This window comes from Pseudoalteromonas maris, from assembly GCF_049257235.1.
In the GTDB taxonomy this organism is placed as follows: domain Bacteria; phylum Pseudomonadota; class Gammaproteobacteria; order Enterobacterales; family Alteromonadaceae; genus Pseudoalteromonas.
On sequence record NZ_JBMMUF010000004.1, the window covers coordinates 248,734 to 270,960 of the forward strand.

General features: G+C 45.7%; 19 protein-coding genes. 10 read left to right on the plus strand and 9 right to left on the minus strand.

Annotated features, from left to right (window positions below):
• Positions 1 to 66 precede the first annotated feature (66 nt).
• From rpoD to rpsU, 4 genes are all read right to left on the minus strand, one after another.
• On the minus strand, positions 67 to 1,914 hold the full coding sequence (gene rpoD / locus AAEU32_RS07985) for an RNA polymerase sigma factor RpoD (RefSeq protein WP_421969998.1): 1,848 nt from the start codon (positions 1,912 to 1,914) through the stop codon (positions 67 to 69).
• A gap of 124 nt (positions 1,915 to 2,038) precedes the next feature.
• Positions 2,039 to 3,808, minus strand: coding sequence for a DNA primase (gene dnaG, locus AAEU32_RS07990; protein ID WP_421969999.1), 1,770 nt, complete (start codon positions 3,806 to 3,808; stop codon positions 2,039 to 2,041).
• 197 nt (positions 3,809 to 4,005) lie between these two features.
• Positions 4,006 to 4,452 carry a GatB/YqeY domain-containing protein gene (locus AAEU32_RS07995; protein WP_421970000.1) on the minus strand — a complete coding sequence of 149 codons (447 nt, stop codon included), beginning with the start codon at positions 4,450 to 4,452 and terminating at the stop codon, positions 4,006 to 4,008.
• A gap of 21 nt (positions 4,453 to 4,473) precedes the next feature.
• A complete protein-coding gene (gene rpsU, locus AAEU32_RS08000; protein WP_421970001.1) occupies positions 4,474 to 4,689 on the minus strand; it encodes a 30S ribosomal protein S21 in 216 nt (71 codons plus the stop codon).
• A gap of 196 nt (positions 4,690 to 4,885) precedes the next feature.
• On the opposite strand from rpsU, the gene tsaD reads away from it, so the two are divergent.
• Complete coding sequence (gene tsaD, locus AAEU32_RS08005) at positions 4,886 to 5,902, plus strand: tRNA (adenosine(37)-N6)-threonylcarbamoyltransferase complex transferase subunit TsaD (protein ID WP_421970002.1); 1,017 nt, start codon at positions 4,886 to 4,888, stop codon at positions 5,900 to 5,902.
• Here the strand turns inward: tsaD and plsY are convergent.
• Positions 5,899 to 6,528, minus strand: coding sequence for a glycerol-3-phosphate 1-O-acyltransferase PlsY (gene plsY, locus AAEU32_RS08010; RefSeq protein WP_421970098.1), 630 nt, complete (start codon positions 6,526 to 6,528; stop codon positions 5,899 to 5,901). The two genes, tsaD and plsY, sit on opposite strands and share 4 nt — an antisense overlap.
• Positions 6,529 to 6,704: 176 nt before the next feature.
• On the opposite strand from plsY, the gene folB reads away from it, so the two are divergent.
• Genes folB through AAEU32_RS08025 form a run of 3 tightly spaced genes read left to right on the plus strand, consistent with a single transcriptional unit; the run spans position 6,705 to position 8,343 of the window.
• Positions 6,705 to 7,058 carry a dihydroneopterin aldolase gene (gene folB / locus AAEU32_RS08015; RefSeq protein WP_421970003.1) on the plus strand — a complete coding sequence of 118 codons (354 nt, stop codon included), beginning with the start codon at positions 6,705 to 6,707 and terminating at the stop codon, positions 7,056 to 7,058.
• Between the two features lie 2 nt (positions 7,059 to 7,060).
• On the plus strand, positions 7,061 to 7,543 hold the full coding sequence (gene folK / locus AAEU32_RS08020; protein ID WP_421970004.1) for a 2-amino-4-hydroxy-6-hydroxymethyldihydropteridine diphosphokinase: 483 nt from the start codon (positions 7,061 to 7,063) through the stop codon (positions 7,541 to 7,543).
• A complete protein-coding gene (locus tag AAEU32_RS08025; protein ID WP_421970005.1) occupies positions 7,540 to 8,343 on the plus strand; it encodes an undecaprenyl-diphosphate phosphatase in 804 nt (267 codons plus the stop codon). The genes folK and AAEU32_RS08025 overlap by 4 nt, the downstream gene beginning before the upstream one ends.
• Before the next feature lie 68 nt (positions 8,344 to 8,411).
• Here the strand turns inward: AAEU32_RS08025 and AAEU32_RS08030 are convergent, their stop codons facing one another.
• Positions 8,412 to 9,521 carry a tRNA nucleotidyltransferase/poly(A) polymerase-related protein gene (locus tag AAEU32_RS08030; protein WP_421970006.1) on the minus strand — a complete coding sequence of 370 codons (1,110 nt, stop codon included), beginning with the start codon at positions 9,519 to 9,521 and terminating at the stop codon, positions 8,412 to 8,414.
• Between the two features lie 162 nt (positions 9,522 to 9,683).
• Here AAEU32_RS08030 and AAEU32_RS08035 point away from each other — a divergent pair, with 162 nt between their 5' ends.
• Together AAEU32_RS08035 and AAEU32_RS08040 are read left to right on the plus strand one after the other, a co-directional pair.
• A complete protein-coding gene (locus tag AAEU32_RS08035; protein WP_421970007.1) occupies positions 9,684 to 10,610 on the plus strand; it encodes an ExeA family protein in 927 nt (308 codons plus the stop codon).
• A gap of 9 nt (positions 10,611 to 10,619) precedes the next feature.
• Positions 10,620 to 11,639 (plus strand): general secretion pathway protein GspB, encoded by a 1,020-nt coding sequence (locus AAEU32_RS08040; RefSeq protein WP_421970008.1) that lies wholly within the window; start codon positions 10,620 to 10,622, stop codon positions 11,637 to 11,639.
• A 41-nt stretch (positions 11,640 to 11,680) separates the two neighbouring features.
• On the opposite strand, the gene AAEU32_RS08045 is transcribed toward AAEU32_RS08040, so the two are convergent.
• Complete coding sequence (locus AAEU32_RS08045; protein ID WP_421970009.1) at positions 11,681 to 12,949, minus strand: APC family permease; 1,269 nt, start codon at positions 12,947 to 12,949, stop codon at positions 11,681 to 11,683.
• A 336-nt stretch (positions 12,950 to 13,285) separates the two neighbouring features.
• Between AAEU32_RS08045 and AAEU32_RS08050 the strand changes: the two genes are divergently transcribed.
• Positions 13,286 to 13,903 (plus strand): hypothetical protein, encoded by a 618-nt coding sequence (locus tag AAEU32_RS08050; RefSeq protein WP_421970010.1) that lies wholly within the window; start codon positions 13,286 to 13,288, stop codon positions 13,901 to 13,903.
• A 29-nt stretch (positions 13,904 to 13,932) separates the two neighbouring features.
• Here AAEU32_RS08050 and AAEU32_RS08055 read toward each other — a convergent pair whose 3' ends face one another.
• Positions 13,933 to 15,165, minus strand: a complete 1,233-nt coding sequence (locus tag AAEU32_RS08055) for a cyclic di-GMP phosphodiesterase (RefSeq protein WP_421970011.1) — start codon at positions 15,163 to 15,165, stop codon at positions 13,933 to 13,935.
• A 124-nt stretch (positions 15,166 to 15,289) separates the two neighbouring features.
• On the minus strand, positions 15,290 to 19,093 hold the full coding sequence (gene putA / locus AAEU32_RS08060) for a bifunctional proline dehydrogenase/L-glutamate gamma-semialdehyde dehydrogenase PutA (RefSeq protein ID WP_421970012.1): 3,804 nt from the start codon (positions 19,091 to 19,093) through the stop codon (positions 15,290 to 15,292).
• Between the two features lie 284 nt (positions 19,094 to 19,377).
• Here putA and AAEU32_RS08065 point away from each other — a divergent pair, with 284 nt between their 5' ends.
• The 3 genes from AAEU32_RS08065 to AAEU32_RS08075 all read left to right on the plus strand — a co-directional run bounded on the left by AAEU32_RS08065 (position 19,378) and on the right by AAEU32_RS08075 (position 22,181).
• The gene (locus AAEU32_RS08065) at positions 19,378 to 19,860 is read left to right on the plus strand and encodes an Lrp/AsnC ligand binding domain-containing protein (protein ID WP_421970013.1); all 483 of its coding nucleotides are present in this window, start codon (positions 19,378 to 19,380) and stop codon (positions 19,858 to 19,860) included.
• Positions 19,861 to 20,009: 149 nt separating this feature from the next.
• Positions 20,010 to 20,816: a LytTR family DNA-binding domain-containing protein gene (locus AAEU32_RS08070; RefSeq protein ID WP_421970014.1), complete on the plus strand. Its 807-nt coding sequence runs from the start codon at positions 20,010 to 20,012 to the stop codon at positions 20,814 to 20,816.
• Positions 20,817 to 20,939: 123 nt separating this feature from the next.
• Complete coding sequence (locus AAEU32_RS08075) at positions 20,940 to 22,181, plus strand: lysozyme family protein (RefSeq protein WP_421970015.1); 1,242 nt, start codon at positions 20,940 to 20,942, stop codon at positions 22,179 to 22,181.
• Positions 22,182 to 22,227: the final 46 nt, after the last annotated feature.

Below are 22,227 nucleotides of genomic sequence, written 5' to 3' on the forward strand. Positions count from 1 at the left end.
CGGATTGGTATGATACACAAAGGCCGCTAAAATAGCGGCCTTTGACATTCTTAAAGTAGACGCTAATTATTTGTTGGCGTCTAAGAAGCTCTTCAGTAAGTCTGAACGCGAAGGGTGGCGCAATTTGCGCAGGGCTTTCGCTTCAATCTGACGAATACGCTCACGGGTTACGTCGAACTGCTTACCCACTTCCTCTAGGGTGTGGTCGGTGTTCATATCGATACCAAAACGCATACGCAGTACTTTCGCTTCACGAGCTGTTAAGCCAGCAAGTACTTCGTGAGTTGCACCTTTGAGGCTTTCCATTGTTGCTGAATCAATCGGCGATTCAATGGTTGTATCCTCAATAAAATCACCAAGATGCGAATCTTCGTCGTCACCAATTGGTGTCTCCATTGAGATTGGCTCTTTAGCAATTTTAAGTACTTTACGGATCTTGTCTTCCGGCATCATCATACGCTCTGCCAATTCTTCAGGATTAGGTTCACGACCCATTTCTTGAAGCATCTGGCGAGAGATACGGTTTAGCTTGTTGATTGTTTCAATCATGTGTACCGGAATACGAATAGTACGTGCTTGGTCAGCGATTGAACGAGTGATAGCCTGACGGATCCACCACGTTGCATAAGTCGAGAACTTGTAACCACGACGGTATTCAAACTTATCAACCGCTTTCATCAGACCAATATTACCTTCTTGGATTAGGTCCAAGAACTGTAGGCCACGGTTGGTGTACTTTTTGGCAATTGAGATTACAAGACGTAAGTTCGCTTCAACCATCTCTTTTTTCGCACGGCGAGCTTTTGCTTCACCAATACTCATACGGCGGTTGATGTCTTTAATACGCTCAATCGATAAACCTGTGCTTTGCTCAATCTGCTTAAGTTTGTTGATGCAACGCTCAATCTCTGGTTTAAGTTCAGCCAGTTTTTCTGAGTGGCTTGCGCCTGCTGCAATTTCAACGTCAAGCCATGATGCGTCAGTTTCATTGTTAGCAAAGTGCTTAACGAATGTTTTCTTCGGCATTTTAGCGACTTGTACAGATTGCTTCATGATGATGCGTTCTTGAACACGCACTTTATCCATCATGTCACGCATGTTATTAACCATGCGATCAAACTGTTTAGGTACTAGTTTGAAGGTACGGAACAACTCACCGATTTCGATGATTGCTGCTTTGGCATCTGGGTGCGAGCGGCCTTTTTCTTCAAAAATAACACGTGCGTTGTTGTACAAGTTACGTAGGTTTTCGAAGTGAATACGCGCTTCTTCAGGATCAGGACCGTTATCCGTTTCTTCTTCTGAGCTGTCATCATCGTCGTCATCAACGTCGTCATCTTCGTCGTCGAGGTCGTCACCGCTTAATTCTGAACCTACGTGAGTTGCAGAGATTTGTGTCTCTTCTTCATTAGGATCGAAAAAGCCAGTGATGATGTCGCTTAGGCGGATTTCTTCCGCTTCGAACATATCCCACTGCTCTAAAAGGTGTGAGATTGCTTCTGGGTATTCTGCAACGGAAATTTGTACTTGGTTGATACCTTCTTCGATACGCTTAGCGATATCGATCTCGCCTTCACGAGTAAGTAGCTCAACGGTACCCATTTCACGCATGTACATGCGCACTGGGTCAGTAGTACGACCGATTTCTTTTTCTACGGTTGCTAGTGCTGCTGCAGCAGCTTCTGCGGCATCTTCATCGGTGGTAGTTTCAGCCATCATCAATTCATCAGCATCAGGCGCACTTTCGCAAACCTTGATGCCCATGTCATTGATCATACTGATAATATCTTCGACCTGATCCGAGTCAATAATGTCTTGTGGAAGGTGATCATTCACTTCCGCGAATGTCAGATAACCTTGTTCTTTACCTTTCTGAATCAGAAGTTTTAGTTGTGACTGAGGAGTTGGATCCATAGAGATTTGCTCTTCCACCCTGATAAATTAATACAACAGGCGTCAGCTTAAAAACCTAAGCTGGGTGCCCCTAGCCGGTTTGACGCAGTGAATAGCGTAGTATAACAGACCGAGAATTTTCTGGCTAGCTTTCGAGCACTTCACTGCCTTTAAGTGCCTGTGTTAGTAAGGCGTATTCACGCCGTTCTTCAACACTTAAACCTTGAGTCTTGTCTTTTATTAATAGGGACTCGAGGCGATGATTTAAACACTGATCTTCAATAAATTTGACCGTTTGCTGGAAATGCGCTTGCAAAACATCATCATTTACCTGATGCGGCCAAGCTGCCAGTTTTGTCAGGGCACCATATTCTGGCTGTTCCCGATATATCTCCAGTAATTGTGCAGTATGGGCGTTGGGGTTGTCCATACAATACTTTTGAATACTTAAAAATAATTCTAAGCCAGGTAAACCAAGACCCGCTAGCTCCGGCATATAGTCGACGGTGCTTGCTAATGGTGGATGCTGAATCATGAGTGCGATTGCAGTGCGCATTGGGGTCATTTTAAATTGACTCTCAACGCGGTGTTGTTGGCGTGGCGTTTTTAATTTTGCATTAAGTTGTTCGCGGGTACGGCCAATAAAACGCGCCAAGCGTTCGAGTAAGTTTTCTTGGTAGAACTCGCTGGGGATCTTGTCTATTAAAGGTAGTGCCAAGCTCAGCAGTTTGGCTTTACCTGCATCTTGGGTAAGATCAATATCATCACTTAAGCGACTAAAGAACACTTCAATAAAGTCTTTTGCTTCGCTAAGACGTTGTTCAAACGCAGCTTTACCTTCTTGTTGTACCAGTGAGTCTGGGTCTTCACCGTCAGGGAGAAACACAAACTTCAGTGCCTTGCCATCTTTGAGGTGAGGCAGGGCATTTTCTAGCGCGCGCCATGCAGCATCGCGACCAGCGCGGTCACCATCGTAGCAACAGATGACTTTATCTGTTGCCCTTAACAACATTTGCATGTGCTCTGTGGTCGTTGCTGTGCCGAGTGCCGCTACTGCATAACGAATGTCATGCTCGGCGAGGGCGACAACGTCCATATAGCCTTCAACAATGAGCAGTTGATCAAGCTTTTTGTGTGCTTGTTTGGCTTCGTAAAAACCATACAGTTCGAAGCCTTTGTGGAAAATGCGTGTTTCAGGCGAGTTTAAATACTTCGGACCGTTATCATCTTGACCCATGATGCGCCCACCAAAGGCAATAACACGACCACGACGATCGCGAATAGGGAACATCAAACGATCGCGGAAAAAGTCAAAGGTGCGGCCATTGTCTTTTTGTGTTGCCAACTTTAATTCAATGAGCTGTTGTTTTTGTTTTGGGTTTTTACCCAGTGTTTGGCACAGTGCTTCCCATTCGCTAGGCGCATAGCCAATACCAAAGTCTTTTACGGTTTGCCCACTTAAACCTCGGCCTTTGAGGTAATCAATAACGAGCTGTGCATTGGCATGATGGCGCAGTTGCTGTTGATAATAACGCGCTGTTTGTTCCATTAACTCGTAATCTGAGCGTTTTTGCTCTTGGCTCACCGGTGGGTTATTTGAATTATGATTACCTTGCTCTTTAGGAACTTCTAAATGCAGCAAGCTGGCGAGCTCTTCAATGGCATCGACAAAATCGAGTTTGTCGTAATCCATCACAAAACTAATGGCGTTACCGTTCGCACCACAACCAAAGCAGTGGTAAAACTGTTTGTCTTGAGAAACGGTGAAAGAAGGTGTCTTTTCGTTGTGGAATGGACAACATGCTTGGTAATCTTTACCCGCTTTTTTAAGGTTTACACGCGAGTCGATGAGTTCGACAATATCAGTGCGCGCTAAAAGATCATCGATAAATTGTCGGGGGATCTTACCTGCCATTTCCAACACCTAAGTACGATAGAGAACCAGAGTATTATATCAAGCGTCGAGATAAAAGGAGTTTTTAACTTGGACCCTTGGAGAATTATTTTAATGCTAATGTGGGCGCTTTGTGGGTAATGTCATGACATTCACCTGTGCCCAGAAATGAAGAAACCGAGCCTAGGCTCGGTTTGCTTGAATGTGCTTTCGCGACTTTAGGCGTTAAGACGCTGTTTAATAAGGCCGGATAACTTGCCCATATCGGCACGACCTTCAGCTTGACTCTTAATTACGCCCATCACTTTACCCATATCTTGCATGCCTTGAGCACCCGTATCGGCAATGGCTTTATCAATCATTTGACTGATTTCCTCTTCGCTCAACTGCTTAGGAAGAAACTCTTCTAGAACAGTCATCTCGGCTGCTTCAACATCCGCAAGATCGTCACGACCGGCGTCTTTATACTGTGTATAAGAGTCGCGGCGTTGCTTCACTAGTTTAACAACAACCGAAGTAATAGCGGCGTCGTCTAACGTGATCTGCTCGTCAATCTCACGCTGCTTAACTGCAGCAAGTACTGAGCGAATCGCACCAAGGCGCATTTTGTCCTTGGCACGCATTGCGTCTTTCTGAGCGTCTTTTAAGGAATCTAATAGACTCATTAATGCAAGACCTGAAAGTGATTAGTAAAGTTTAACGCGACGTGCGTTATCGCGAGAAACTTTCTTCATGTGACGCTTAACAGCAGCTGCTTTTTTACGCTTACGCGCTGCAGTTGGCTTTTCATAGTGCTCGCGACGACGAACTTCTGAAAGGATACCTGCTTTTTCACATGAACGCTTGAAGCGGCGTAGAGCTACGTCAAACGGCTCGTTTTCTCTTACTTTAATTACTGGCATTAAAATTTCACCTACCTAACTTAATGAGCTGCACTCATTCGATCAAATAATGATCATGTGGTTCAAAAATGGTGCGGCATTGTAATCCGACTTACCCCCACCTGTAAAGAATAAATATCACAATACTGGTAAATTTGCCTTAAGCGAGTAAAATACGCCGTCTTAGCCGTTCCACCGCTCTCAAAGGAGACACACATTGCGCATTTTGGGGATTGAATCATCCTGTGATGAAACAGGGATCGCCATTTATGATGACGAACAAGGCTTGTTGGCTCATCAGTTATATAGCCAAGTAAAGATGCACGCAGATTACGGCGGTGTCGTACCTGAGCTGGCATCTCGAGATCATGTTCGTAAAACTCTGCCTTTAATTGAAGCGGCGTTTGCAGAGGCTAATTGTGGGCCTGAGGATCTCGATGGTGTTGCTTACACCGCAGGTCCCGGTTTGGTTGGAGCGCTTTTGGTAGGATCGTCGATCGCACGATCGCTTGCTTACGGATGGAAGTTACCCACCGTTGCTGTGCACCATATGGAAGGGCATTTACTTGCGCCAATGCTTGAGGACAAGGTTCCCGAGTTTCCATTTGTTGCTTTGCTGGTATCGGGGGGACACACCCTGCTAGTTAAAGTGAGCGGCATTGGAGAATATGAAGTACTTGGCGAGTCAGTGGATGATGCCGCAGGTGAAGCATTTGATAAAACAGCTAAGCTGCTAGGGCTAGATTACCCAGGCGGCCCGTTACTGGCGAAATTGGCTGAGCAAGGCACACCTAATAAATATAAGTTTCCGCGACCTATGACGGATCGTCCAGGTTTGGATTTTAGCTTCAGTGGTTTGAAAACCTTTGCTGCCAACACTATTCGCAGCGAAGGGGATGACGAGCAAACGAAAGCGGATATAGCCCATGCTTTTCAAACTGCGGTTATTGATACGCTAGCGATTAAGTGTAAGCGAGCGCTTAAAGAAACCGGTATTAAGCGTTTGGTGATTGCCGGCGGCGTGAGTGCGAATACGTATTTGCGTGAACAGCTTGAGAAAATGATGCAGGGTATGAAAGGCGAGGTGTTTTACCCACGTCCAGCGTTTTGTACAGACAATGGCGCAATGATAGCGTATGCGGGTATGCAGCGTTTGAAGGCTGGGCAAACCGCGACGATGGATACGCGCGTTCAGCCGCGTTGGCCTATCGATACGCTGCCAAGTATTCGTTAATCTTCTTTGGCGGCGTCAGTGTTCTCATCAGACGCCGCACCTTCGTTCTTCTTTCCTACCTTGGGCTCAGTTCCTTTGAGTAGTCTGACGATATTGCCACGATGTCGAAAGATGATTAACACCGTCAAAAAGGTCACAGGTAAGGTATAAACAGGTTTAATAAGCCATGTGTAAACTGGCGCTAGAGATACCGTTACCAGCGCCGCAAGTGATGAGTAGCGCGTCAGGGCAACGACTGCACCCCAGGTGACGATGAGTAATCCACCCAACGATAGACCAATAGGCAATAAGGCGCCAAACGCAGTAGCTACCGCTTTACCGCCTTTGAAACCGAAGAATAACGGATAAATGTGACCTAAACAGGCTGCTACAGCAACCAAGCCTAAGTGAATGGGATCGATGCCAAGGAAGTAAGCGCCCCACACGGGAATGGTGCCTTTGAGAATATCGAACACCAAGACTAAGGTGGCAGGAAACTTACCGCCTAAACGAAGAACATTCGTCGCCCCTGGGTTTTTTGAACCCGCTTGGCGAGGATCGGGAAGCGCAAACAGATGGCAGATCAACACTGCTGAGGAAACTGACCCCAAAAGGTAAGCAAAAAAGCACATTAACGCTGCTAACACTGTCATCCTTATTTTTTAATTGCACGATTTGAGCTATTATCGCCGCTCATAAATTAGTTCGCGCAGTTGCACTTGCACTCGCCCCGATGTTGGTAGACGCCCAAAATTATACGCGGCGTCAGGGTACTGAGTTTAATCCCTTTTGGGTATCCGACCAGCTGCTATTGGAGCCAAAAATGGACACAATCTACATATCACAGCTTCGCGTCGACACCATAATAGGAGTGTACGACTTTGAGAAAGAAAGTAAACAAAGCCTTTATTTCGATATCGAGATGGATTGTGATTTAGCAAAAGCGGCCCAAAGTGACAACCTTGCCCATACCATTGACTACGCAGTAGTCAGTCAACGAGTGACAGAGCATTGCCTAGCAAAACCAGTGGAATTGTTAGAAACCTTGGTTGAGCAATTAGCAGAACTGATTTTGACAGAATTTAATACCGAACGTGTCAGCATAAAGGTAAGTAAACCTGCCGCTGTGCCTGCGGCGCAAACCGTTGGTGTGAAAATAGTGCGCAGCAAGAAGTAGTTATGGCCCGTATTTATATCAGCCTTGGTTCGAATATCAACAAACGTGAGAACCTCCTTAATGGTCTCGCGGCGCTTGAGCAGCATTTTGGTACCTTGGTGCACTCAAGTGTGTTTGAAAGTGAAGCCGTTGGCTTTAACGGTAGTAATTTTTATAACTCAGTTGCAGGTGCAGACACTGAATTAAGTTTGCAAAGTGTGTGTCAGCTCCTCAAACAAATCGAGCGTGATAATGGCCGAACGCCTAATGATAAAAAGTTCAGTCCGCGCACATTAGATTTGGACTTGCTGTTTTATGACGACATTATTTGTGAGGCTCCTGCGCAAATTCCCCGTGATGAAATCACGAAAAACGCCTTTGTGCTTTGGCCATTGTTTGAGATCGCGCCAGATTTTTATCACCCCGTAGAAAAGACCACAATCAGTCAGTTGTGGCATGACTATGACAAATCAAAACAAAACCTATGGAAGGTCACTATCGAATGAGTATTCTAGCTATTGTTGTACTGGCTTTGATTCAAGGACTGACAGAATTCTTACCTATTTCTAGCTCTGCACACCTGATATTACCTTCTCAACTTTTGGGATGGGATGACCAAGGTTTAGCCTTTGATGTAGCTGTTCACGTAGGATCCTTACTGGCAGTAATGATCTACTTTCGCAAAGAAATCGGCGAAATTTTGGTGGCGTGGTTTAAGTCGTTTGGTTCGCAAGGGGCCACTGATGACAGCAAGCTCGGTTGGTACATTTTGCTAGCGACAATCCCCGCGGGTCTTGCTGGACAATTATTTGAAGGCTTTATCGAGCAGCATTTACGCGCTGCCATAGTGATTGCTATTACCACTATTTTCTTTGGTTTAGTGCTGTGGTGGGCAGACATCAAGGCCAAAGAAGTACGTAACATTTATCAGCTTAATTGGAAAAGCGCGTTGATTATTGGCTGTGCTCAAGCCATCGCGCTTATCCCCGGGACATCACGCTCGGGCATAACCATGACTGCAGGTTTGTTTTTAGGGTTAACCAAAGAAAGCGCTGCACGCTTTTCATTCTTGCTATCAATTCCTGTTATTGGCGGCATGGGTCTTATTAAGACGATTCAGTTGGCAACAGGCGAGCAAGCGGTTGATTGGCAAGCGCTGATTTTGGGCGCAGGTTTATCGTTTATTGCTGCCTACTCATGCATCTTCTTGTTCCTCAAGTTTATTGAGCGCATGGGCATGCTGCCATTTGTTATTTATCGCTTGGCATTGGGCTTTGGCCTGTTGGCGTTTCTGCTGTATCAATAGCCAAACCATTTCTGTGAAAAACACACCGTGTAGTACACACGGTGTTGTGAGCCCAAAGGCGGTGTCGTTTAGCTCAATGATAGGGCATGGGCAATGGCATCTAGTCGCCCTTGTGCTAGGGCGTCTTTGATTTTTGCACCAACCACACCTTGTTGTATGTATGTTTGTGCATTGACCTGTTGCGCTGCTATCGCCGCTTTGAGTATGACCGGCTCGCCTTTAAATTGGCCTTGGGTGGCGCATTGATATGCACTGACTAAATCATGCAGTCGTTGTGGTCTGCGCCAAATATCCAACTGATTAAACATGTGCGCTAACTGTGATGCAGTGTATGTCTTCGCGCTTAAGGTATTGCTATGAGTGGCTAACATCTCACTGAGATCACTGAAGGTTTTAGGTAGACGGTAGTGACTGTAAAATTCCTGTCGAGCTTGTTCATCTAGCAGTTGCATGACTTGCGCGAACTGACATTCCTCGCAGCCGTTATGCTGGCGGGCGTAGGCAATTTGTGCGCTCACGGTGGTTTTATTATTACTCCATGCAGCATCGAGTTGGTGTGATATCACCTTAAGGGCATCACATTGAGCCAGAATATCGATGAATACATCGATATGGCCATCGCTTAGCGCTTTGTGCCACTCCATCCACACTCGCTCGGGAGTCAGTGCCTCAAGCTCACCGCTGTGAGCAATGTCTTTCATTAGCGCGAGGGTTTCATCGGCAATGCTAAAGCCAAGCTCATGGTAGCGAGCGCGAAAGCGAGCAACACGCAGCACACGCAGTGGATCTTCACTAAATGCATGGCTTACATGACGTAAAATACGGTTGTTTAAATCAGTTTGGCCGTTGAATGGGTCAATGAGCTTACCTTGCTCATCTTGGGCGATGGCATTAACGGTTAAATCTCGGCGCTCGAGATCCTGTTCTAAGGTAATGTTTGGGTTAAAGTCGCAAATAAAGCCAGTGTAACCTTGGCCCTGCTTACGTTCTGTACGCGCTAAAGCATGCTCATCTTTGCTCTGCGGATGCAAAAACACAGGGAAATCTTTGCCTACTTGGGTGTAACCAAGTTGCTGCATTTGCGCAATTGTTGCACCGACAACCACATAGTCGCGCTCTTTGATTTCTCTGCCTAATAGTTGGTCTCGTACAGCACCACCGACCAAATAAATGTGCATCCGTTTCTCCTTGCTTACACTCTCGCTCTGATGGCGATTGTATCAGAGTTTTCTCATCGCGGTTTTTTTGTCATTATAGGTGTGAGAAAAACTTATTATCTATGTCGCTGATAAAACCACGCACTAAAGCGCAGTGGATTGGCACATGCTAAGGACCTGTTTGTGTATCTAGAATACTTTGGCTTAAGTGAAAAGCCGTTTTCGATAGCGCCAAACCCAGAATATCTATATCTCAGCGAGCGCCACAAAGAGGCGCTAGCACACCTAACTCATGGCTTGGGCGACTCTGGCGGTTTTGTGCTGTTAACGGGGGAGGTGGGCACCGGTAAAACGACCATTACCCGCTGTATGCTCGAGCAAGTACCAGATTCAACGCAGGTGGCATTCATTTTAAACCCAACCCTCTCTGAACTTGAGCTATTAGCAAGTATTTGTGATGAGCTAGAGATTGAGTATGACGATGAAAAAGCGACCTTGAAAACGCTGACCGATCGAATTAAGCAGCGCTTGTTGAGTAACCACGAAAGTGGCCTACATACTATGCTTATCATCGATGAGGCGCAGCATCTAGCTCCTCAGGTATTGGAGCAACTGCGACTGCTTACCAACCTTGAAACGAATCACAAAAAGCTACTGCAAATTATTCTTGTTGGGCAACCAGAGCTGCAAGCACTCCTTAGGCGCAATGAACTGCGGCAATTAGCGCAGCGCATTACCGCTCGTTATCATTTGTTGCCATTGACGGTGGCTCAGGTAGACGCTTACATCAAGCACCGCTTAAAAGTAGCAGGGGGCCGACAAATACTCTTTGATAACGCGGCCATTAAACATATCCATCAACTCACAGGCGGAATTCCGCGATTGATTAATTTATTGTGTGAGCGCGCATTGCTTGGCGCATACTCTGCTCAGGTTAACCAAGTGAGTAAAAAATTAATCACTCAGGCTGCGCAAGAAGCATTACCTGAAACAATCCATACACCGAAGAACACCACGCATAGTCGTTCTGGTATGTGGCGTATAGCGGCAACTCTAGGTGGTGTTGCTGTGCTGTTCGCCATGGGTATTGGTTTATCTTATTTCATTTAGGGCTCTACTATGTCGCTGTTATTAGATGCTATGAAGCAATCACACAATCAATCTGACGCAAGTGAGAGTGACTCTTTTGAACACCAACAGGCACTGCAGTTTTATCGCCGCCTTAGCGTAGCGCTTTTAGCCGCATTAGTTGTGATAGTGGTGCTGAGTGTTGGCTATTTTGCTGGTAAGTGGTGGCAACAACGCGCTCAAGATACGCAGCCTGTTGTTGCTCAAACCGTTGATGAAAAAGCGCAACCTGTTGTGAGCCAAGACACCGAACAGGCACAAGTGCCAAACCAAGTGCAGGAGGCAACTGAAATTGCTGCCCAAGGTGCACCTCAACCTACGGCACAAGTGCAAGGTCAGGTTAATCTAAGTGCATTGCAGATGCCTGCACAATATACACAGCCATATCAGCAAATGGTGCCCGTGTACGTTATGCCACAAATGCCTCAAGGGTATGGTCAAGGAGCATATATGCAATGGGTGCCTGCGTATCCTAATCAGATGATGGCAAACCCACATCAAATGCAGATGTATCCTCAGGCACAAATCCAGACCCAAGCAAGCATCAATAATCAACCCATTGATTTAAGTAAATATAAGGTTGTGGGCAAGCCTATGGATGATACTTCAGCGCAAGTAAATGGCAGCAATACGTCAGGCCAACTCAATTACGATGACGCTGAGCTCAATGGAGTATCTGATGATCTCAAACGCGCATTTGCGAGTGCAGTTGCAGCGACTGAGAGTATGGACAGCAGTGATAGTGTCACTTCAACAACACGCGCCAGTGCCATGGTGGAGCCGATTGAGCTACTCCCTGACGCCATACAGCGCCGTATTCCTTCGCTGGTATATCAGGCGCACATTTACGCCACAGATCAAGATAAGCGCTGGATTAAACTCAATGGCTATGAGTTATATGAAGGGGATTCAGTAGGACGCTTGCAAGTGGTGGAGATCACCCCTGAGCAAACTATCCTAAGCATTGATAACTATGAGTTTTCACTTGAAGCCATGCAAGATTGGCCCTAGCTAGAAGCTTAGACTCCCAGTGTTGCTGGGAGTCGTTAACCTTAGCCATGCCTATTTTTGCGGGCGACAAAAAACAACACACTACCCACTAAAGCAACCCCACCGAGCGCTTGCCAATGTATTGCGTTTGTTTGGGTTGTCGCCCATAGGCTCAAAGCTAGGGCAACCGGTGCGGCCAACAGGATGGTCATATTTAGAGCCGGTAAACCATGGTGCTTACGTAGTCTTGGTAGCGCCATAATAGAACCAATATAGGCTAATAAGCGTGCCAGAGTGCTCACAGCAGCCAAAGCTAAGAAATCGTCCCAAAGCGATAGAATCATCGCGCCCACACCAAAGAACACGATCGCATTTGCAGGGGTTCCCCAGCGCGAGACCTTGTTAAACCACGACGGTAATAGGCCATCATCCGCCAATGCCGGTGGCATCCTACTTGCCGATGTATGGCCTGCGGTTAGATTGGCAAGCACACTCATTACGATAGTTGCCGCGATTAACAGTGCACCAATATCGCCGAGGTACTCGCCCGCCAGAGCTGTTAATGGGGCTTCAGGACCAGTTCCAGCAACCACGCTGTGGCTATAGGCCCACTGCAGGCCAAAATAAATTAAGGTAACCAAGGCCAACCCCAACAGCAGGGCTTTGGGCATAGCGCGTTTGGGATCTTTGGTTTCACCTGCTGGAATAGTGGCATTTTCAAAACCGACAAAGGCATAGAGCGCAGCCAAGGCAACGCCTTCAACGGCGCTAAATTGTGGCAAAGCGACAGGCCCGCTAACAGACGCTGCACCGATGCCAACGAGCATAAGTATCACTAAGGGTAAGAGCTTGAATAGAGTCATGGTGCCGAGCACGATGACAACGCGCTTAATACCGATGACATTAACGAAGGTTATGCCACCCAGTACGCCGATAATAAGCATCACCTTTGCAGTGCCTTCATTAACCACGGGCCACAGTGCCCCGGCATAAGCGACGAGCACCAGTACATTGGCACCTTGGCTTATTAGGCGTGCGGCGAAGAAGGTCCAGCCCACGATAAACCCTGGGTAGAGCCCAAATGCATCACCAACATAACGCTGTGGTCCCCCTGACTGTTCAGTCATTTTAGTGAGCTCTGAAAAGCAGATGACCACGCTCATGACTAACACTCCACCAATGAGCAGTAGCCATGGGGAGAACGTTCCAACTGCATTGTGAAGCACTTCAGGGAGGCCGAAAATTCCCGCTCCTATAAGACCATTTACAACGATGAAGAGCACCCCCAAGGTGCCCATCTCGCGGCGGTATTGTGAATGTTCGGCGTTCATACGTGGTTCCTACTTTAACCTCGGGCGAGGTGCATGCTTTGATACTAAGTTATTGTTATTAAATTATTTACAACAGATGTCAGTATGGCAGTAAGCAATCGCAATTGCACCCATAGCGTGTCATTGAAAACGAGATGCCGGATAACAGGCACAGAAATTATCAGTGGCCAAGAGCTTTGTTATTCACAGCAATGAGTATAATTGTGTTGGTAATGGGGACTTAATTTGTTATCAATAGACCTTGCTGTGAGCGCGTATTTATCTTGGCACAGTACAGTATCAATATCTCATGCAAGTCATGTATCGAATACCCAAAGTGAGGAGCGTTAAGGAATTATGGAAAAATACAAAAAGGCGGCAATACATGTTGTCGAACTCGCATTGGCTAGTTTAGTTATTGCGGCATTACTGCAGCTATACGCCTCTTTTATTTATGACCTCGTGGGTTTTAAAACCGGTTTCGATCATGCGATAAAATTACTTTATAAGTACCCTAAAGATGTGGCGTCAATCTTTGCCTATTTCTCTGCTGTGGTCGCCGTCTTTGGCGTGTCGGTTGTGTGGTTTGGCTCTGACCTAGAAGCGTTTTTGCGTAAACGCGTTATTGTCCCTGCATTTGAAATTGCGGCTCACATGTTGGCCATGGCGGCGGGGGTATATGTTGTGTGGTTTATCACTGAGATGCTCAATGCCAATGATGGCGCTGGCTTTATCTCATCTACCTTCCTTAGTGGGTTATTCGCAGTTGCTGTGATGTTTTTACTTGCTCTAGTCGGCGATTTTTTAGCTATATATCTCGAGAGTGACTTTGAAGCGCATATGCAAAAACTGGCTAAATACCGAGTCTTGTTTTTGTTGATTATCGCCGCGGTACTTTTTTTTGCGGTATCACACGATGTGGTGTGGCAATACCAACCGACAGATCAAGTTAACAATCAGACTATCAATGACTAATTGGGCATGACTTGTTTTATCCTTGAGGGTTAGCCGATCATGGAGGATTTAAAGAAACGCATTAAATCTAAACCAAACAACTCTGGTTTAACCGCGGCTTCAAGTTCTACATCTGCCCAGCCTTTGGCTAGATTGATGTCTTCCACTTCAATGTAGCGGCTATGTTTGGCGTTATAAAATACTTTTACCACGGGTCTCATGGGGTTACTCGGGTTACTGCGCGAGATAATCCCGACTTTGTGGTTGCTTAGCTTCACCAATGTGCCCACAGGGTGCACACCAATGCATTGGATGAATTGATTTACCAGAGTGTCGTCAAAGGCTGTACCTGCGCCATCTTTTAATATTTTAAAGGCTGCTATGGGCGTTAAACCGGTTTTATATACTCTGTCGGCTGTGAGCGCGTCATACACATCAATGATGGCTGCCATGCGCGCGTACTGACTAAGCTCATCGCCTTTTTTGCCGTAAGGGTAGCCGCTACCATCGATACGCTCATGGTGGAAACCCGCTATCTCAATCGCAATGCCACTGAGCCCGGCTTGCTCAAGGATTTCTTTACTGAAATGTGCATGTTGTTGAATTTGTTCAAATTCTTCATCTGTAAGCTTGCTCGGCTTAAGTAAGATGTCCTCATCAATTTTCACTTTGCCAATGTCGTGCAGAAGCGCTCCTGTTGCCAGTTCATGAATGAGATCACTGCTAAAGCCAAGGTGCTTGGCAAAAATAGTTATCAGGATGGAAACGTTAATGGAGTGCTCCATTAAGTAGGCGTCTTTTTCGCGCATACGGGTAAGGCAGGTGAGCGCATCTTGTTGGCGAAATACCGAGTCCATAAATCCATGAGCAACATCTTTAAATGGTTTTACATCGATATTTTTACCTTGTTGAATATCAGCAAATGCTCTTTTTTGCAGTGCTTTGGCTTGGTTGTAGAGCTTTTGCGCTTTGCCAACTTCTTTTTCAAAGCTGACTGAACTTGCCCACGGATCTGCTGGCGTTTGTGGCTCATTGTGCACCGTGTCTTCAGGGGAATTTTGGACGTCAACTTGCTCAGTTTTTACTGGGGGTGGTGGGTCCTTTTGCAGCGTCTTAGAAGGGTCTATTACCACTTCCAGTACCCCCACTTTTTTGAGCTTTTTGATGGCTTCGGCTGTCTTAACCCAACCTTGATTCTTGATTTTGACCTTACCCGTTTGCTTGGTGACTTCCACTACAAACATGCCTGATTTTAGCTGCTGGATAGATATGGTTTCGTTCATAATGAGCGACAGAAGAAAATAGTTCTAATAACCATAGCAAAGAATCACATAAACGGGGTGTGGCTAAGTCAATATAAGCAATAAAAAAGGCGCCAATAGGCGCCTTTTATCAGTAGTTTACGAATTATTCTTCGTCTTCTACTAAGGTCATCAATGAGGTGTTACCACCTGATGCTGTGGTATCGATACTGATGGTTTTTTCCGTCAGTAGACGGTTAATCAAGGTATCGTAATACTCAGACGTGATCACCGGTAGAATTGCACCTTTGCGGTTAGCTAGTTGATGTGCAAAGTAACCAAGACGTGACGAGCGAGCAGCTACTACGGCACCAGCAAGATGCGGGTGTGCCAAAATAGCTTGCAGCTGATTCGGTTTAGCTACTTGTAGTACACCTTCTGCAACACCGGTAGCGATGAACTTGTCACGGAAAGCTTGCGCTTCTTCATAGAACAATTCTGATGCTACTGTGATTACTGTATTACCGGCTGCAAGTGCCGTGATAATCGAGATAGCCCAGAAGTTAAATGAGGTACTCTTGTCAGCGTAACAGACCACACAGCCACGAGGCTCAAGGTAAAGGATGTTTGATTCACCCGTTGGCCCCGGCAGTATCGTTGGACGCTTCATGCGTTTTTCAATACGGTTTAGCTGTGCACGCGCATCGCTCAGCGTTTTCGCTAAGTCATCAGCAAGCTCATCGATGATTTCAACAGTGGCAACTTTAGCAAGAAGCTGACGAAGTGCTGATACACGGTCGTTCAGTGCGGTTGAACGCCAAATTTTCTCATCACGCATTGATGCAAGCATCAACTCTTCAACTTTCTCTGCTGCGCCTGTGTAGTTATGCAGGTCTGCTTCATCCGCAGGTAGGTCAGTCATCTGTACGTTTTCAGGTGATGCTTTCTCTTTCACAAGACGAAGAAGGTAGTTAGGACCACCTGCTTTAGGGCCAGTACCAGAAAGGCCACGACCACCGAACGGTTGAACACCAACAATCGCACCGATCATGTTACGGTTTACATAGACGTTACCCGCGCGTGATTGACGCGCGACGTATTCACAACGCTCTTCAATGCGTGAGTGAACACCCATGGTTAAGCCGTAACCTGTGCCATTGATTTGGTCGATAACCTTATCTAGCTCGTTTGCTTTAAAGCGCACGATGTGAACAACAGGGCCAAATACTTCACGCTTAAGTACAGACAAGTCTTCAATCTCATACAAACGAGGAGCAAAGAAGTAGGCACCGTTTTCGTTGTTATCTGGGATCTCACACTGGTAATGCAATGTCGCATTGCCTTTTAAGTTCTCAACGTGGGCATTAAGCGTATTCAATGCTTTTTCGTCGATCACCGGACCGATGTCAGTAGATAGGTATGCTGGATCGCCAATGTGCAGTTCTGCCATCGCGCCCTTAAGCATCTCGATGATGCCATCAGCTACGTCTTCTTGTAAGAAAAGTACACGTAGTGCAGAGCAGCGTTGACCGGCGCTTTGGAAACCTGACTTAACAACATCATCAACCACTTGCTCTGGCAGTGCTGTTGAGTCAACGATCATACAGTTTTGACCACCTGTTTCAGCAATCAGAGGGACCTGAATGTCGTTACGTGCAGCCAATGTTTGAGAGATTAGCGTGCCAGTTTCCGTTGAACCTGTGAACATCACAGCTTGAATGCGCTCATCAGGAACGATGTGTTTACCCACTTCACTACCACGAGCGATAACTGGTTGAACAACGTGCTGCGGTAGACCTACAGATTGCATCAACTCAATGGCGCGTAGCGCGATGAGACTGGTTTGCTCTGCTGGTTTTGCAATAACCGTGTTACCCGTTACGATAGCTGCAACAACCTGACCTAGGAAAATCGCTAGCGGGAAGTTCCAAGGGCTGATACACAGTACCACACCGCGTGCTTCAAAACGCTCGTCTTGTGATAGCTCTTCTGCACGAGCTGCATAGTAACGACAGAAATCTACTGCTTCACGGACTTCATCGATACCATCTTGCGTGATTTTACCCGCTTCTTTAACACACAGCGCAACCAGCTCGTCATGGTGACGCTCTAGGATATCTGCGATACGGCGAAGTAAGTCGGCACGCTCTTTAACTGGCGTTGCTGACCAAGACACAAACTCTTTCTCAGCATTTTCAAGCAATGTTTGCATCTCATCGCCTGTGTGTAGACGATGCTGGCCAATGATTTCTTTGTGGTTTGCTGGGTTGCGAACCGCAAGATTGCCTTCGGCAACTTGGTCTTCAGTAATGAGGTGCTCAGCGAACCACGCATCCATGTTCTCTTTAAGAGGCGTAATTGCGTTGATGTCAGTTAAGTCCATGCCTTTTGAGTTAGGGCGCTCATCACCGTATAACTCAATAGGTAGCTTGATTTGCTTGTTGTACTTGTTACGTAGGCCTTGCAGTGTTTCTACTGGGTCTGGAAGTAACTCTTCAACAGGCTTAGTCGTATCAACGATGGCATTTACGAATGACGAGTTTGCACCGTTTTCTAGTAGACGGCGTACAAGGTAAGCAAGTAAGTCTTCGTGTTGACCCACCGGCGCATATACGCGGCACTGAATTTTCTCTTGCGTTACAACTTGGTCGAACAGAGATTCGCCCATGCCGTGCAGACGTTGGAATTCAAACCCTTCGTTGTCACCTTTGGCAACTTCTAGGATTGTTGCTGCTGTGTATGCGTTGTGCGTTGCGAATTGCGGATAGATAGCATCACGTGCTTCCATTAGTTTAATCGCACATGCCTTATACGATACGTCAGTGGTTGCTTTACGCGTAAATACAGGGAATTGGTCCAAACCATCTTGTTGTGTGGTTTTAATTTCAGTATCCCAGTATGCGCCTTTAACCAAACGCACCATAAGCTTACGACCAACGCGACGAGCCAAGTCAGTAAGCCATTCAACAACGAAAATAGCGCGCTTTTGGTATGCTTGAACAGCCAAACCAAAACCTTGCCAGTCGCCTAAGTCTTTATCGCTAAATACTGCTTCGATGATGTCTAAAGAGATATCAAGACGGTCAGCTTCTTCAGCATCTACTGTTAAGCCGATATCGTATTGTTTCGCCAGTAGCGCAAGCTCTTTTAACTTAGGTACGATTTCTGTCATCACGCGCTCGCGGTGAGAGAACTCGTAGCGCGGGTGAATAGCAGATAGTTTTACTGAAATACCAGGGCTTTTAACTGGACCACGACCATTCGCTGCTTTACCAATAGCGTGAATCGCCATGACATAGCTGTTGTAGTAGCGCTCAGCATCACGCATAGTACGCGCGCCTTCGCCTAACATGTCGTATGAGTAAACGTACCCTTTGCTTTCTGTTTCAGCTGCACGTTCAATCGCTTCATCAATCGTTTGACCCATTACGAACTGCTTACCCATGATCTTCATCGCGAAGTTCACAGATTTACGGATAACAGGCTCACCTAAACGACCAACAGTGCGTTTTAGTAGACCAAATTGGTCTTCTTTATTTTTGTCACTGTAGTTAACCATTTTACCGGTAACAAGTAGGCCCCATGATGACGCATTTACAAACAGTGAGTCGCTGCTTCCTAGGTGTGAACTCCAGTCACCCTTAGCAAGTTTGTCGCGAATTAATTGCTCTTGTGTTGCTTTATCAGGCACGCGCAATAGCGCTTCAGCCAAACACATTAACACCACGCCTTCTTCACTCGATAAAGAGAACTCGTTCAAAAGCGCATCAACACCACTTTGACCATCTTGGTCTTTACGGATGTTCAATACCATTTGACGCGCACGTTCCCAAGCGCGGCTTCGTGCCGTAACACCTACTTCAGCCAGTGGTAGAATGTGATCAATTACCTCATTTTCGTCGATGCGGTAGAAGTCACGGATCTTCTGGCGGATGGGGCATTCAGTAATCAAATTGCCTTCAAATAACATAAGCAACCCTCAAAATAACGGAGTCTAAACATAGCAACTGTACCCAGCACCAAAGGTGAGATGGTGGGGCCTCGGTTACGACAATTACTACATTGTAGGTTCTAACTGCGAGAGTGTAGATCATACCTACAGAAATCTGTGTGATGTGTGATTAAAATTGCACTCGTAATGCATACACATTTGCGGGCATTCTAAATAAAATACCGCAGAATATGCTGGTGTAATTTCGGCAATTACGATAATTTACAGGGTATATTTACAGCATGCCCGTATAAAATACTGCTATGTCGCTTACATCCAAATCTCGTACCTTAGATAGAATCGATTTAGCTATCCTTGATGCTTTGCAAAAGAATGGCCGTATCTCGAATGTGAATTTGGCCAAACAGGTCAACTTAAGCCCAAGTCCTTGCCTAGATAGAGTCAAACGTCTGGAAACCGACGGCTTTATTGAAGGCTACTACGCCAAGCTCTCTGAACAAAAGCTCAATCAAAGCCTGCTGGCGCATGTGCAAGTGTCATTAGTGACGTCCAACACCGCTGTGTTTAAAACGTTTAAAGAACACATTCTCAATACGCCTCAGGTAGTAGAATGTGACATGGTGGCAGGGGGATATGATTATCTCCTTAAGGTACGTGTTAGTGACATGAATGAATACCGCCAGGTGCTAGGTGATTTGGTTGATATACCGGGAGTTGGCACGCATCACACCTACATGGTGATAGAAAAGGTCAAAGAAGACACTGGTTTGCGTATTGATATTTAACCTTGCATTCGATGCACACATATAAAGGCACTGCGGCGCGCTTTATTCAATACTCCATTAGTCACAACGTCATCCAGAGCAATGCTCCTCGTTTTTTGCCCAAGTAAGTGATAAAACTAAATGTGTCGCTGTTGACTTGTTGTTACTTAATGAAATTTATCGAAAACACTCGCCATTACTTTTATCTCGCTGCTGCCATGGGGCTGTTAGTACTATTTGTCATGGTGTTTATTCAGCCATTTGATACCAACCACCAGTTCGAGTTGCCCATGGTACTGAAGTTGTCGGGTTATGGCGTGATGACATTTTTGGCATTACTTGCGAATTACTTTTTTGAAAAACGTTGGTTTATTAATGCTGGTAAAAGGTGGAGCTATGTCAATGAAGCCTGGGCTATGCTGTCGCTGCTGCTATGGATAGCTGTTTTTACCAACGTTTATCATGCTGCGATGTTTAGTGACGGTGATAAGACATTGAGTCAGTTTATCGCCTTTACTTTTGTCTTTGTCATCCCCTTTGTTTTTGTTGTGTTTCCTCTTGTCATCTTACTGAGACAACAATTTGGCGTAGATGCTAACAGGCCAACACAGAGTATTGAGCACGCAGCAGCTAACCCTATTTGTGTAACGGGTGCCAATACCGATGAGCACTTTTCGTTTTTGTCATCTCATTTTCGCTTTGCCGCAGCGCAACAAAATTATGTTGTGATCCACATCAACAATGATGACCAGTTGGGGCAAGAGGCGATGATTCGATCTACCTTAACGGAGGTTCAAAATCAGATACCTGATGCCCTTAGAGTTCATCGTTCTTACATTGTAAACCCGGCAAGTATCAAAGACGTTTTAGGTAGCAAGCGCAAAGCCAATTTAATACTTCATGACGTGGAGCAACCCATTCCAGTGAGTTCAACTTACTATGATGCAGTTAAAAGTGCACTGCAGATTCATCCCTAAAGGTGTAATTTCGTCCCCGAACCCGCGCGCACATCACTGATTTTGAGCTTCAGTCCCACAGCGCTTTTTATATTGTGATAGCGAGTTACCTTTACTCTTGAATCTTATTTAGGAGATAAAGATATGAAGATTTTAAAGTTACTCGCTTTTAGCTGTGCTATCACGTTTAGTTTGGCATTTTTCAGCTACGGAATGTTTCTTTTAACTGAATATGTAACAGGTCAAGATCATGTAGCGTATTTGCAAAACAACAAAGAAACATCGGCACTTGATGAGCCTTTTGAGTTTGATATGATGCATGCAGACATCAACGCCAACTCGTTAGTGTTAGTGGGTGAAATCCATGGCTTTAAAACCCCAGTTCAGTTTGATATCGAGTTTTTTAGTTATTTAACTGCGCAGCATGAATTCAACACCTACATGTTGGAAATGGACTTCAGCCAAGCTTATTTCATGAATAAGTACAATCAAACTGGTGACACCGCGCTTTTACAGAAGGTGCTATCGAATTGGGTTGTTGCTATTGGCCGCGATAATCAAGATTACAAGAAACGTTGGCAGCAGTTGCAGGCACTCTATGAGTCTGGGTACCGATTTCACTATCTAGGCAATGACAGGCTCAAAGATATTGAATTGCTGTATAAGCACCTTAATGAGTTAGAGGATGGCTTGTCATTAGCATGGGACGACACGCTTACAGAGCAAGAGCAACTAACCCTTGCAAAAGAGTCAATCATCTCGTTACTGGCACAGCACCAGCATACAGATAACACGCAGTGGCAGCTTAATCATCTGCTGACCAATATTGAAATGAAGTTGGCAAAAACACACAGAGAAACAGTGATGACCAACAACTTTCTAGCCTTGTATCAATACTATGATTTATATAACGAAAAAGTGTATGGCTACTATGGAATTGGTCATACGTTATTGAAGCAATCTGCTGAGGGTCATAAATCAATGGCAGCGAGATTGGCAGAGCACGAGCAGTGGTTTGCAGACAATACCTTAGCTGTGAATATGGTGTTTGTGGACAGCTATATGACTGTGCCAAGCCAAGCCTTGCCTGCTTTTTTGCAAGAGCAAGGGCAGTACTCAAAACTGTCGGTCTCTTTCGATAATCTATTGACGCACTATGCGTTTGGCATTCAAGACTTCAAGCGAGTCACTGAGCAATCAACAAAAACCTTGTTCAAACTCAATGGCGCTAATTCGCCGTACTTTTCGAGTCAGAGACTATTTACAGCTTATAAACTGATACCCTCTAGTTTGACCTTAAGTGCTCACCAAGAGGCTGTATCGGCTGATTATGGGCAGTTTGCACTGTTTATCCGTGATTCAGATTGGGCAGAACCAGGTTCTTAAGTTGATTGGTATCTCGTGTGTGGTGAATGGGTAGTGTAAAAAAAAG

Coding starts and splice junctions, on each gene's coding strand:
- AAEU32_RS08070 (WP_421970014.1), top strand. CDS start 20,010: ATGAAATTTATCGAAAACACTCGCCATTACTTTTATCTCGCTGCTGCC.
- rpsU (WP_421970001.1), bottom strand. CDS start 4,689: ATGCCAGTAATTAAAGTAAGAGAAAACGAGCCGTTTGACGTAGCTCTA.
- AAEU32_RS08030 (WP_421970006.1), bottom strand. CDS start 9,521: ATGCACATTTATTTGGTCGGTGGTGCTGTACGAGACCAACTATTAGGC.
- folK (WP_421970004.1), top strand. CDS start 7,061: ATGGCCCGTATTTATATCAGCCTTGGTTCGAATATCAACAAACGTGAG.
- rpoD (WP_421969998.1), bottom strand. CDS start 1,914: ATGGATCCAACTCCTCAGTCACAACTAAAACTTCTGATTCAGAAAGGT.
- AAEU32_RS08050 (WP_421970010.1), top strand. CDS start 13,286: ATGGAAAAATACAAAAAGGCGGCAATACATGTTGTCGAACTCGCATTG.
- AAEU32_RS07995 (WP_421970000.1), bottom strand. CDS start 4,452: ATGAGTCTATTAGATTCCTTAAAAGACGCTCAGAAAGACGCAATGCGT.
- AAEU32_RS08075 (WP_421970015.1), top strand. CDS start 20,940: ATGAAGATTTTAAAGTTACTCGCTTTTAGCTGTGCTATCACGTTTAGT.
- folB (WP_421970003.1), top strand. CDS start 6,705: ATGGACACAATCTACATATCACAGCTTCGCGTCGACACCATAATAGGA.
- AAEU32_RS08055 (WP_421970011.1), bottom strand. CDS start 15,165: ATGAACGAAACCATATCTATCCAGCAGCTAAAATCAGGCATGTTTGTA.
- AAEU32_RS08045 (WP_421970009.1), bottom strand. CDS start 12,949: ATGAACGCCGAACATTCACAATACCGCCGCGAGATGGGCACCTTGGGG.
- AAEU32_RS08065 (WP_421970013.1), top strand. CDS start 19,378: ATGTCGCTTACATCCAAATCTCGTACCTTAGATAGAATCGATTTAGCT.
- putA (WP_421970012.1), bottom strand. CDS start 19,093: ATGTTATTTGAAGGCAATTTGATTACTGAATGCCCCATCCGCCAGAAG.
- AAEU32_RS08025 (WP_421970005.1), top strand. CDS start 7,540: ATGAGTATTCTAGCTATTGTTGTACTGGCTTTGATTCAAGGACTGACA.
- dnaG (WP_421969999.1), bottom strand. CDS start 3,808: ATGGCAGGTAAGATCCCCCGACAATTTATCGATGATCTTTTAGCGCGC.
- AAEU32_RS08040 (WP_421970008.1), top strand. CDS start 10,620: ATGTCGCTGTTATTAGATGCTATGAAGCAATCACACAATCAATCTGAC.